Below are 13,301 nucleotides of genomic sequence, written 5' to 3' on the forward strand. Positions count from 1 at the left end.
TTTATGAGCTTCGGTTTAAAAAAAGGGCAGAAAAAGCCCAATCAAGAAGGCGGTAAAATTCAGGGACCAGGTACAGGTACGTCTGATGATGTGCAAAAAACTGTTCCAGATGGAACTTACATCATGCCGGCAGATTCAACCGCTCAAATTGGTGAACAAAATTTAGAGCAGCTTGGTCAGGGTAAACCACTAGATGTAAATGTCAGTAATGGTGAGTTTGAAATGACACCAGAGCAGGTACATGCAGTCGGTGCACAGGCTTTGGATCAAATGAAAGATCAAACCCATACACCCAGTGGCTTGCCACAAACCATCATGGATCAGCCAGGTGAAAAGCCAAAGCTGTTCTTTCGGGATGGTGGATTGGTACAGAACCGATATCCTTCTGCAGATGAAGTGCGTAAAGCGCAGTTAGCCCGACAAACACAAACAGCCGGACAAAGTCAGCAACCGCGTCTTGGCCCACAAATGCGCGATGTCACACCAGAGCAACGACAATTACCTGCAACACGTACCTCACAACCGCAAACAAGTGCACCGAGCACAGCATCACCTGCAGCATCGGGTTCAGGCTTTGGGATAAAAGCCGCAAATATGGCCAAGGGTCTGGGTAAATTCCACGTCGCAGGTGCAGGCATAGGTGGTGCAGCAGCTGGACTGAATACATCGACAGAAGATTATGCAACTCGTATGGGGCTGGATCGTAATGCAGATCGTGGACCACTGGCAGAAGCTGCAATTCGTACGACAGGTGTGCTGACCGATGTGGGTAATGCGGCAAGTTTTGGATTGCTGGGTAGCCGATTCGCCGATAAACAAATTAACCAAGCCCGTGCAGATGCCGATGCAAATATGGCAGACATTGCCAAACGACGTGCAGAGCGGGATGCGACACGCGCAACACCAGCACCACAACAGCAAGCAGCTGCAACACCAGCACCATCATTTAACGACCAAATGAATGATGCTATGTATGGCGCACCTGCAAGTAACCAAGCACCATCTGGTGCAGCAAATCCTTATGCAATTCAACAGAATGGCAATAGCTTTAGTTATGCCAATCCTGGTGCGGCATCTCAGGCCCGAGCCGCTGGTATTCCTGAATTGCAGGCCAGTGGAATTAATCGTCAGGCTCGAGATCCTGAAGGTGTGGCGAAGTTTATGGCCAACACCCGAGAGATGGGACCAAGTGAACAGCAGATTCAGGCAGCAATGGGACAGCAGATGAATCCGCAGGGTTTTGGTTTGCGTTACCCAGATCGGCCGCAAATGACAGATGCACAGGTAAATGAGCGTCGTCAATTGGTACGTGATATCAGTGCCCCAATTAAAGGTGCGCGTGGTATGACCACAAATCAGCGTGCTCAACTGGTTGAATTGAATCAAGGGGATCAGAATCGAGCGGTGCAAATGTATAACACTGATGCCAATAATATGACCAGTGTTCAGAACAACAACACCAATAACGCTGCAAGCATCCTGCAAACAGGTATGCGCGAAGATGGTCAGAACATGCGTCATGGCGCCAGCCTTGCTCAGGATGGTGAGCAGTTCAATGCAAATTTTGGTTTAAAAGCGCGTGAACAAAACCTGAGTGAGAAAAAGGAAGGTTTTGGTATTCGTCAGGCAGAGCGTGTTGAAAAACTGAATGAGATGTATGATAAGGCTCAGACCGATGAGCAGCGCCAATCTATCCAGCAGCGTATTAACCGTTTAACTGGTGCGAAAGAAAAAGAAGCAAGTAATCCTTACATTAAGATTAAGCGTGATGAAGTGTTGGATAACAAGGGTAATGTAATTCAGCCTGGAGGTGAAGTTTTGTTTAATTATAAGACAGGGCAGAGTATTGACCCTTTAACTCAAACACAATCCCAAGGTCAGTCGGCACAGCAATTTGAAAACTACCAGGTGGTTCAAGATGCCAATGGCAATCGAGCCTATGTAGTTAATGGGGAATATGTACCGATTCCTTAAATAAAAAGCCACCGTTTAGGTGGCTTTTCTTTGTTAATTGCACTGCATCTGTCCGCCAATATCTCGGCACATACGACCATTATTATAATAAGTGCCATTATTTCCATTATAGCGGTTGCCCTGATTATCCCAACAACCAGATCCATCACAACTAGTCATATGTGTTGGCGTTGGTGCTTGTGTCTGAGGAGGCATAGGTGCTGAATAGGAGTTTCTTGAGTTTGAGTTAGCAACTGGTACGTCTACACCTGACATGGCAGCTAAAGTATTGCGCTGATTAGCAGTCAATCCTTTTGAACCCTTATAAGGTGTGCTTGCTTCTTTAATAATTTTTTGACGCAAAGCTTCATCTTCTGCGTTGCGTTCAGGTTGTCTTGGCGCATTGTATGTTTGGCTTGGTTGCTGTGCAGAATAGTTTGTTGAGTTACCAGGAGAAGGTTTAGGCATATAGGCTCGTTGTGGTGCAGGAGGTGTGCCAAGTGATCTTATGGTGTCAATTTTTTGCTGTTTTGCACCTGATGGGGGTGGCTTACTTGAATAGGTGACATTCCCCTTACTGTCTACCCACTTGTAATAGTTTTTGGCCTGTACGTGTGAAAATGAAAACCCCAATATCAAACTCGTTAAAATCACTTTTTTTAACATTATGTTATCCCTCGTTTTTTGTAGATTATTAAGTACTGAAATGACTATGAATGCAATAGTTTTGTAGGGTTCGACCAGTACCAAGTGGAAGCAGCATGATTTGGGCATACCATAGGAGCGTGTCATGCCTGATTCCAAAGTCATCAATAATCCCTTCTTAGACGAACAGAATACTACAAAAGTTAGTCAGCCCAATGGATCTAAATTTGATCCAAGTACTGCCAAGCCTGTGGCAAATACAACTCCGGCTTCAAACAATAAAAATACCAAGTTTGACCCAAGTACGGCCAAAGCAGTAGATAAAGGTTTTGGTGGGCATGTCCGCGATTTAGGTGCATCCCTGATGGGCGGTCTTGCATCGGTGCCGGATGTCGCAGTTGGTATTGCAGATCTGTACTCCGGTGGCCGTGCAGGTAAGGCTATAGATAATCTTTCAGACAATTTCAAGTTAGGTGATGGACGGAAGTACTGGCAGGATCAAAAAACAGATCATGCCAAGGTTCAGTCGCAAGAATTTGCTGATGCAGAAGGAATCATTGATAAAACCAAGGTGGCGTTATCCAATCCATCCATGATCACCAACACAGTCGTTGAGTCTGTGCCGTCTATGGCACTCGGTGGTCTGGCAGGCCGTGGACTAAATGTAGCATCCAAAGGTCTGATTAATCCGGTTGCTGCAGGTGCTGCCGGTGAAGGTCTGGTCATGGCTGGTACTCAGGCTGAACAGATCCGTCAGGAAACTGATGATGGCCTACTGACTGGGAAGCAAGTTGCTGCGGCAGCGGGTACTGGTGTGGCAGGTAGTTTACTTGGCTTTCTTGGTGGTACGATTGCCAAAAAACTAGGTTTTGAAGATGTGGATACTTTGATGGCTCGGGGTATTAAGCCTGAACAGGTAGCTGGTGAAATTTCACAGATCCCATTCTCTAGCATTCCTAAAAACATCGTACTCGGTGCAATCAGTGAGGGTTTGCTTGAGGAAATGCCACAGTCAGTGACTGAGCAGGTACTTCAAAACTATGCTCTGGATAAAGACCTGTTTGAAGGTGTAGATGATGCCATTGTTATGGGCACCCTAGCAGGTATGGCTATGGGTGGTACCGTAGTAGGAGCAACTCAAACATCGAAGTGGGCAGGTCAGTCAAATGCTGAAAATCCAGAATCAGGTGACGAGACAGATACAACGAGCAGTACTCCAATGCTGCCAGCACCAACGGGTGGGAATGGTGGCACAGGTTTAGGTTTTGATAGCCTGCAAGGTGAGTATATTCCTGCCGGTCAGCAAGATACAGTAGATCTAGGCCAAGCGCGTCAGAACTTTGAATATGACCAGATGCCGACCGATGCCGAAGCTCAAATTGAATTTGGCGGTCTGTCACGTCAGTATGCACTAAAACCATCGGAGCAAATGGGCCTTGATCCAAATCTCGGGCCACTTTCTGCAGCAGCTGCAACAGCTGTAGACAGTGGTATATCTCAGCAGATACAGATCGAGATGCAGGCACAGGCGGCAGCTGAAACAGCGTCTAAAGTTGCCGGGAAGACTGAAGACAGTAATGCACCATTACAACAGGCAGCAGATGCAGCACGTGAACTCACACCCGAACAGATCCATGGCAAACAAAATACCTATGGCCCAGACGTTACTACGGCGATTGAACAGCTGAAACAGCGTCAGCAAGGAGAAAAAAATGCACTACTCACCATTGATGAAAGTACTCAGAATGGAAAAGCACAGCAAGGAAATGCACCGCTTAACAATGGAAGCCAATCAGTTTCTGAACAGTATGACACCACTACAGCGTCTGCAATGGGAGCAACAACAGGAACAGCGCAGAAGGAATTACACCCTGCGAAATCTGATGCAGGTCAGATCGTCCTACCTAACCAAAGTCTAAATGAAATCCAAACTAGCGAAGCAAAATCCAAACTACTTGATACTCAATCCAAAGTAACCGAACTGGAAGCACAGCTTGTCACTGAAAAATCAGTACCTAAAAAGGCACAGATCCGCAAGCAGATTGCTAAATTGCAGCAAGACAACCCGATTGATCAGGGTGCACATGCAGCCGCGACCAGCATTCAGAATGATTTACCAGAACCTACCCAAGCACAGATTGAAGCGGGTAATTATAAGAAAGGCCATATCAAGGTTCATGGTTTAGATATTGCTGTAGAAAATCCGCGTGGTTCTGAACGCCGTGGTACCGATCCTGGTGGAAAGCAATGGGCGCATGAAATGAGTGACCATTACGGCTACATTAAAAAAACAACTGGCGCAGACAATGAACACATTGATACCTATGTAGGACGTAATCCTGAATCAGATCAGGTTTTTATTGTGGATCAGATTGATCAGAAAACTGGTGGCTTTGATGAACACAAGGTAATGATGGGCTTTAATTCACAAGAAGAAGCAGTTCAGGCCTATTCATCTAACTTTGATGATGGATGGAAAGTTGGGCCAGTTCGTGCCATGAATAAGGATGAGTTTAAGTCATGGTTAAAAGATGGGGATACCAAGAAACCTGCAGGTGGTACCCTCACAAATGAAGGTACCACTCAGCCACAAGGTAAAACCGAAAAGGTTTATACACCTGGTACCAACCGTGAAATTGAAGTACGTCACAAGGTGGTAGAAGCAGATAGCTTAATTACCTCGAATGATGCAAATGGTGCAGTCAATCCGAATTTCCCGAAGCACTTACAACCACGTGACCGCAGCCGACCGACTTCAATTGCTCAAGTGCATGAGATTGCCAGCAAACTTAATCCAAAATTGCTCGGTGAAAATCCGAGTACTGCTAGCGGTGCACCTATTGTATCTGCAGAAGGTGTTGTGGAATCAGGCAATGGACGCACCATGGCAATCCGTAAAGCCTATGAAACAGGCAAAGGCGAAGCCTATAAGCAATGGTTGGGTGAGCAGGGTTACGATGTATCTGGCATGAAAAATCCGGTGCTGGTGCGTGAACGTACGTCAGCCATGACCGACCAGGAATTGCGTGACTATACCCGTGAATCTAATGAAAGCAGCACTCTAACCATGAGTCCGACCGAACAGGCTATGGTAGATGCAAAAGCAGTGGTGGATCTGCTTGATCAATACCGTGGTGGTGATATCAATAGTGCGGCTAATCGTGATTTTGTGAACCGATTTGTGACTGAGCTGGTACCTACCAGTGAACGTGGAAAAATGTTGAGTGCGGGTACCGGACTGACTCAGGATGGTCAGCGCCGTATCAATGCGGCATTAGTGGGAGCAGCCTACAATGATACCTTCATTGTCGATCAGGTATTTGAAAGTACTGAATCTGATATTAAGGCTATTGGTAATGCACTGACTGATGTTGCTGGGTTCTGGGCAAAGATGCGTGATATGGCTATCAATGGCCAGATTCCTAAAGACTTGGATATTACTCAGAATCTAGTGGAAGCCGTACACCTTGTCCAAAAAGCACGTGTCACCAGCACAAAACTTGCCGATCTCGTAGCGCAGGATGATATATTTAGTGGTGCGGTAGATCCGGTAACGTTAGATTTCTTAAGCGTATTCTATCGTGGTGATAAATATACCCGGGCACGTGGCCGTGAACGTGTGGCAGATGCTTTAAATCATTATGCACAGCAAGCCATGCAGCAGTTTTTAGGTGAAAACCTGTTTGGTGATAAACCTAAAAACAATACTCAATTAAGAGGTGAAACCCTTGACCGACTCGACCAGCAAGAAACTGACAAGCAACAAGACATCTTCGCAAGCCCGCAATCTGATGACGCAAACACTGGCACGTCTGGCGGAACAGGACAACGAGCCACTACTGAAAGCCCGGATGCAAAAACGGATGCAAGAAACGAAGCAGAAGTAAAATCTAAAAGTTCGAAATCCATCACCGGAAAACCAAAAGAAGTCATTCAGGACTTTGGTGAAAAAATTGGTGGTGCACGTAAAGATACTGCAGTAAAAACTGGTAAAAAACCTCTAGCAGAAAAACCCAAAGATGACCGCCCGACTTGGGCTAAGCGTTTTGAGATTTTGGAAATTGCAGCATCCTCTAACCCAGCTGAAGTCGGTAAATGGACGATTTCAGATACCAAAAATAAGGACTGGATGGGCAATAACCGTCGTCTTACCAATCAGATGTTTGGAAGTCAGGAAGAAGCTGAGAAGTTTTTACCTGTGGCAGCGGTCGCTATGAAGCATCGTGTCACTACCGATACGAAAGATGGAAAAAAAGGCTACATCATTGTCCGAACAGTGTCAGACCGTAAGCATGTACAGGTTGTTCAGCAGTTGTTTGATACCCGTGATGCTGCAAATGAATATCTGGTACGTCATGCGCAGGAAATTTTAGAGACCAATACCACATTTGGTGAACTGGATCTGCCACGTCCTGAGAATACTCAACGTACCGGTGTGGCCCGCCGTGAAGGAGATGCCAAAGATTCTGATTTCAGTCGAGTCTTTGGATTCCGTGGGGTGGAATTTGGCAACTGGAATAATCAGGTCGAACGTCAGGAATTATTAAATGATGCATTTGATGGTCTGATGGATCTAGCTGAAGTTTTGAATATCCCACCAGAAGCTTTGAGTCTAAATGGAGAACTTGCACTGGCATTCGGTGCACGTGGCCAAGGTTTAAGTAGTGCCAAGGCACACTATGAATCTAATCGTGTCGTCATTAATTTAACCAAGATGAACGGTGCCGGATCTCTGGCGCATGAATGGTGGCATGCATTCGATCATTACTTGTCACGTCAGGATGGATCTGCAAGTTCTGCATGGATCCAGCATGAAGATGGCTCACGTAGCCTGAATGTAAAAGCGAACCCGGCAGATCGTTTTGCAAGTCATGGTTTTAAGGTAGTGAAGTCTGGTGTACGTGAAGATGTACGCAATGCCTTTGAAAAACTTATGGTGACGATGTTCAGAAAGTCACAGGCTTATATTGAAGACACCCAGGCAGCAGACGAGTTTGTGGCACGTTCACGTGATGAAGTTCAGGATAAGCTAAATTCTATCCGTGAGAACCTGACCAAGCAGCTCGATCCGCAGTACTACAAACGATTTAATAAACCTGCCTCTGCAGACCAGCTGGCAGAGTTCGACACTGCAGCAGAGCTCATTATCACAGGTCAGTTACTTGAGACAGAGGCGCGTAAGAATCCGAAAAGTCGCAGTACCTTTGGTGGGTACCGTCATACCAATGATGCACTGGACAAGATCAATGAGATTTTTAAAGCCGTCCGTGGTCGATCAGGATTTAATGCAGACTTTAAGGGAGTGCTGGACTATCTTCGTGGCAGCATGAGCCGTTATATGGGCCGCCTTAAATTACTTGCTGATGCACAGCAAAGCACAACCAAGTACAAGTCAGTACCGACTGAATTTGCCATGAATGCCAAAGAACTGGATCAAGGTCGAGGTAGTGACTACTGGACGACTCCACATGAGATGTCTGCACGTGCATTCCAAGGGTATGTAGAAGACAAGATTGCTGCCAAAAATGCCCGTAGTCCTTTCCTGAATTATGGTCCTGAAAATGTGGGTATCCTCACACCTTATGGCGTAAAGCGGCCTTTCCCATCAGGTGAAGAACGTGTAGCAATCAACCAAGCCTTTGATGATCTGATCGGTGGACTGCAAACTGAGAAGACTGAAACAGGTCAGCGGCTTTATAGTAGTGCTCAAGATAATGTGCAGTCTGATCAGACATCAGAACAAGTCCGTGAAGCCCTGGTGAAGCGTTTTGGTGAAAAGACTATTTCTAGCCTGGAGCGTCGTGGGCTACTCGATATTGTCAGTACTGTGGATGAACCAGGTGTGGAAGGCTTTTATCAGAATGGCCGTGTAACCTTGGTTGCAAACAACCTGAACGAAACCAGCATTATCCCAACCTTCCTGCATGAGTTGGGTGGTCATGGTGGATTTCAAAACATTATGAGTGAAGAAAAATATGCCGAGCTTATGGGTATATTCAACGATATGGTTCAGCGTAAACATCCGCTTGCACTAGAAGCCAAACGTCTTGCAGAACGTGAAACTGATACCAAAACACAGCAGCTGGAATACCTGCCTTATCTTTTAACCCTGGCTTCTACTCAGCAGGAAATGAATGCCCTGCAAAAAAGTGCAATCAAGCGTTTTATTGATAAGGTCGTGAGTGTTGTGAAAGCATGGGCCTTTGATCGCTTGGGTATCAATTTAAACCTGAATGAAAACGATATGGTGGCCTTGGCCAATCGCATGATCCAGCAGCAGATTGCCGAACCTACCTCAGTAGAAAATGTGCGTGCTCAACTGCAGGGTACAGATCAGTGGATGAAAGCACCGAATGGTAAACCTACCAATCTGACCGAACAGCAGTGGTTGCAGGTACGGACACCAGAATTTAAACAATGGTTTGGTGACTGGGAAAATAGCCCAGAAACGGCATCTAAAGTGGTCGATGAGAATGGTGAACCTCAGGTGGTTTACCACGGTACATCTTCCCAATTTACCCGCTTTAAACTTGGAGGAGGCTTGCTTGGGCGTGGTGTGTATCTCACCGATCGTTATGAAGAAGCACAAAACTATGCTGGCAGTCGCTCTCAAGATAATGAAGGGACAGTGATGCCCCTGTTCGCCAATATTCCAGAGATGTTTAATAGCAATTCAAAGACCACACGTGAGCAGGTTGTTGGTGCTATGCAAGACGGTTTCAATGGTATTCGACACCAGTTCAACGATATGGATTACCTGGTCGCCTTCAACCCCGAACAGGTCAAATCAGCCGTTGGAAATACCGGACTCTTTAGCAGCCAAGATACTGATATTCGATTTAGCCGGCAGGCCAATGCTCAGCAGATTATTCAGAATCTGGTCGGTAATATGAATAAGCAAGGGCGGGAAAAACTTAAAACCGAAGCAGGTTATAAGGCTACACATGCTTTGCAGTATGTTCTTGGCGCACTGGGCCGTCGTCAGTTAACAGAGTTGTATCAAAAACTATTACCACAGTTGAAACCGTATAGCGATATGGTGGCGATGATGGATGCTGATCAGAATGAAGTGGCAGCACTGTCGGATGAATTGGCACGTCGTTGGGCTGACTTAAAAGATGAAAAAGAGTTGGCCAATGTGATGCATGATGCGACCTTGGCCAAGATCGATCCGGCCAAGCCATATCAGCCAGGTGACAATGTTGCAGAATATACCAAGCTAAAAAAACAGTTTGATGCGCTGTCTGATGATGCGAAAAAGGTTTACCGAGAAGCACGTGATGCCTATAAAAAACATCACCGTGATGTGCGTCAGGCGATTCAGGATCGTATTCTGCGTTCAAGCATGAGCAACCAAAAAAAGACCGAATTACTGCAGCAGATGGATGCCAATTTCTTTGGTTATACGCAGGGCGTGTACTTCCCATTACAGCGCTTTGGTAAATATGTAGTACTGGTTCGTGATGCAAAAGATCAGGTGATCAGTGTCAGCCGTGCTGAAACCTTATCGGAAGCACATAAACTGCGTGAGATCCTGCAAGGTGACTATCCGAATGCCAAAGTACATAAGCCAATGCTGGATAAGGAATATGATGCTGCACGTGATGGTGTAGGACGTGGTTTTATGACCAACCTGTTCAATGAATTAGGCAGTTTTGGTTTGAATGCACAGCGTCAGGCAGAGTTAGAGGATATTTTAGGGCAGTTGTATTTAAAATCATTGCCAGACCTAAGCTATGCCAAATACAGTGTACACCGTAAAGGTACTGCAGGTTTTAGTCAGGATGCTCGTCGTGCCTTTGCCCAGAATATGTTCCATGGTGGCAGTTACCTGGCCAAGTTACGCTATAAAGACCAGCTGGAAGAAATGCTGGATGGGATGCAGAAGCATGCCACAGAACAGGCCAAAATTGATGATGACTATGATCAACCGGTGGCGCAACAGGTCATCGATGAGATGAATAAGCGTCATAAAAATATGATGGAGGCGAACTCACATCCATTGTCTACAGCTTTAACCAGTTTAGGCTTCCTGTATTACTTGGGTCTATCACCGGCATCGGCAGCAGTAAACACCTTGCAAACAGTCTTGGTGGCCTATCCTCAAATGGGTGCCAAGTGGGGGTATGACAAGGCGGGTGCTGCATTGGCCAAAGCATCCGATGATTTCCGCAAAGGTGTATCGATCAAAGGGATCAATCCAAAGAATTGGGAAAATGATATTGCCAAAATTCTGAAAGGCGATGAACTCAAGGCTTATGAAGAAGCTGTGCGCCGTGGTGTGATTGATGTGACCATGGCACACGACTTGGCGGGTATTGCCCAAGGTGAAGACAGTGGGGTGATGTGGAAACTGCGTCCGATTATGCGGGTAGCAAGTACTCTATTCCATAATGCCGAACGCTTTAACCGTGAAGTGACATTTATTGCAGCGTACCGGTTAGCACGTGATAGTGGCTCAATGCACGATCAGGCTTTTGAGCAGGCAATGGATTCTACCTATAAGGGCCACTTCGATTATTCTGCAGGTAACCGTCCACGGATCATGCAGGGTAATATTGCCAAGGTGATTTTGCTGTTTAAACAGTTTGGCCAGAACATGATTTATACCTTGGCACGTACTGCTCACCAGTCGCTTAAAGGTGAAACTCCTGAAGCACGTCGTGAGGCACAGCGTGCATTAGCCGGTATTATCGGTATGCACACTGTATTTGCCGGGGTAATGGGTTTGCCTTTGGTGGGGCCGATTCTGGCCATGGCTTCAATGCTCGGAAGTGATGACGATGAACCATGGGATGCAGAAGCTGCTTTGCGTAATGCTCTTGCTGATGCACTGGGTACCAAGACTTCAGAGGTTCTCATGAAAGGGGCTTCACGATTTGGCCCTGCCGACTTGTCTGGCCGTGTCGGTATTAATAATTTGTTATTACCAGATGTGCAGGACGGGTTAGAAGGTAAAGACTTTAGTGATGCTATGGTGATGAGTGGATTAGGCCCAGTGGTAGGGATTTTAACCAATACCTTTAAAGGTCTGGCTGAAATAGGGCAAGGGCACGGCATGCGAGGGGTGGAAACCATGTCACCGGTATTCTTGCGCTCTCCATTGCGCTCGATCCGTTATGCAACTGAAGGTGCCCAGGATAAAACCGGTGTCATGATTAAAGATGATGTGGGTATGTTCAGCCTTGCAGCGCAAGCAGTTGGTTTTAGTCCAAGTGAAGTGCGTTTGGCTACTGAAGGGCGCAGTGCAATTTATTCACATACCAAGCGTCTGGATAAGCGCCGTACTGAACTTATGACAGACTATGTCCGTGCGATTCAGCGTGATGATGCGGATGGCCAAAAGGAAGTCTGGGCAGAGATTCAGGTATTCAATCAGAAGAATCCTTCACGTCGGATCAGTAGAGTCCAGGCGATGCAAAGTTTACGTCAGCGTGAGAAACGCGTGAAACAGGCTGAGCATGGTATTTATCTGCCGAACAAGAAACGTGACGATGCGGATATAGGGCGTTTTGCGTTTGATGAGTAAAAAAAAAGCCCCTTTTAATCGAGGGGCTTTTTTATAGATTCATGAGTGAATTTTATTTTAGTTGCCAATATGGTGGAACAGGCAGGTCGACCAGTGCGCTGTTCATTTCTTACTCCATTGGTTGCCGACTATTAGAGTCTTTCTCGAATGATTTTCTTTCGATTCTTCGTCAGTAGTATAGCCATAGATGGCGCTATTTCTCTTTGGATCAATTCCACAATTTGAACTTCAGACAATCCACACCAAGCCATATCAGAGAGTCCATATCCCACTGCACCATTTTCAGAGCGATAGCGTAAATGCATCATACCTCTTAATTGATCCCACTGTGCACTAGACTGATATGTTTCGATATAGGTGAGAGCAGCATTTAAAAATTGCGGTTGAACCGAAGTGGGATCAGCATAGTCACAATAAGTACGAACAGGCACCTTATATTGGCATTGTATTTCTTTGACCTCCATCGTTTGAACGGGAAGACCCGCAAAATATTCACCTAAGATTTCAGCTGTTAAATTAGCGATGTAGCTTAGCTCTTTAATTTTCTCCTTTTTGAGTTGAATCAATGCTTCAAGTTGCTGCTGATTTACATCAAGTTCGTGTACACGTTTTTCTGCATTGATAATCTGATTACGCATAGCACGTTTTTGATTACGCCCGAAACGTCTAGCCATTACTATTCAGCCCCTGTTCAAGTTTAGCCTTTTCACACTCTCGTTCCCAAAGAGCTTCAGCACGTTCAATTGCGATCTCAGCAGCATTCACCATGTCTTTAGCTAGGATCCACTGAAGAATGTATTGACCTCCTACGCTATTGGAAACATATTTACCTTCTTCGTTAAACTTAAACCGGGAAGGGAATGCAATTTCTAGATTAATCAAAAATTCAAAGTCACCACACTGATCATATAGGTCCCGAGCGACTTCACCTGCATAGCTTTCAATCTCATCATTTTCACGAATTTCTTTTAACGTGCTTTCAAGACCAGGGCATTGAGCTAAGAGATCAGCACTTTGTTTTTCATTGTATGCATCCCCAAGAAAATCTTTAAATTTTTCAGTTTCTGACTGGGAGCAAAGTAAAGTTGGGATATGCAAGATAGTTTCAAAGTGAACATTGCTGTCAAACATATCGCCTAATAATTTTTTCGGGAACTTTTCCATTTTTTTATCC

Annotated in this window: 5 protein-coding genes; 2 read left to right on the plus strand and 3 right to left on the minus strand. The window is 45.7% G+C overall.

Features of this window, described 5'->3' with window-relative positions; genetic code table 11:
* Positions 1 to 3 precede the first annotated feature (3 nt).
* Entirely contained in the window at positions 4 to 1,974 is a 1,971-nt protein-coding gene (locus AY607_RS06600) for a hypothetical protein (protein ID WP_064102130.1), read from the plus strand.
* Between the two features lie 33 nt (positions 1,975 to 2,007).
* Here the strand turns inward: AY607_RS06600 and AY607_RS06605 are convergent, their stop codons facing one another.
* Complete coding sequence (locus AY607_RS06605; protein ID WP_064102174.1) at positions 2,008 to 2,619, minus strand: DUF4124 domain-containing protein; 612 nt, start codon at positions 2,617 to 2,619, stop codon at positions 2,008 to 2,010.
* Between the two features lie 124 nt (positions 2,620 to 2,743).
* On the opposite strand from AY607_RS06605, the gene AY607_RS15050 reads away from it, so the two are divergent.
* Positions 2,744 to 12,127, plus strand: coding sequence for a PLxRFG domain-containing protein (locus AY607_RS15050; RefSeq protein ID WP_171255285.1), 9,384 nt, complete (start codon positions 2,744 to 2,746; stop codon positions 12,125 to 12,127).
* 131 nt (positions 12,128 to 12,258) lie between these two features.
* Here AY607_RS15050 and AY607_RS06615 read toward each other — a convergent pair whose 3' ends face one another.
* Positions 12,259 to 12,801 (minus strand): hypothetical protein, encoded by a 543-nt coding sequence (locus AY607_RS06615; RefSeq protein WP_064102131.1) that lies wholly within the window; start codon positions 12,799 to 12,801, stop codon positions 12,259 to 12,261.
* On the minus strand, positions 12,794 to 13,291 hold the full coding sequence (locus AY607_RS06620) for a hypothetical protein (protein WP_064102132.1): 498 nt from the start codon (positions 13,289 to 13,291) through the stop codon (positions 12,794 to 12,796). Before AY607_RS06620 ends, AY607_RS06615 begins: the two co-directional genes overlap by 8 nt.
* Between the last annotated feature and the right edge of the window lie 10 nt (positions 13,292 to 13,301).

This window comes from Acinetobacter sp. SFA (assembly GCF_001647535.1).
Lineage (GTDB): Bacteria > Pseudomonadota > Gammaproteobacteria > Pseudomonadales > Moraxellaceae > Acinetobacter > Acinetobacter pecorum.

What these genes read in the sequence shown, in the direction of transcription:
- AY607_RS06615 (WP_064102131.1), bottom strand. Translation starts at nt 12,801, where the DNA reads ATGGCTAGACGTTTCGGGCGTAATCAAAAACGTGCTATGCGTAATCAG.
- AY607_RS06600 (WP_064102130.1), top strand. Translation starts at nt 4, where the DNA reads ATGAGCTTCGGTTTAAAAAAAGGGCAGAAAAAGCCCAATCAAGAAGGC.
- AY607_RS06605 (WP_064102174.1), bottom strand. Translation starts at nt 2,619, where the DNA reads ATGTTAAAAAAAGTGATTTTAACGAGTTTGATATTGGGGTTTTCATTT.
- AY607_RS06620 (WP_064102132.1), bottom strand. Translation starts at nt 13,291, where the DNA reads ATGGAAAAGTTCCCGAAAAAATTATTAGGCGATATGTTTGACAGCAAT.
- AY607_RS15050 (WP_171255285.1), top strand. Translation starts at nt 2,744, where the DNA reads ATGCCTGATTCCAAAGTCATCAATAATCCCTTCTTAGACGAACAGAAT.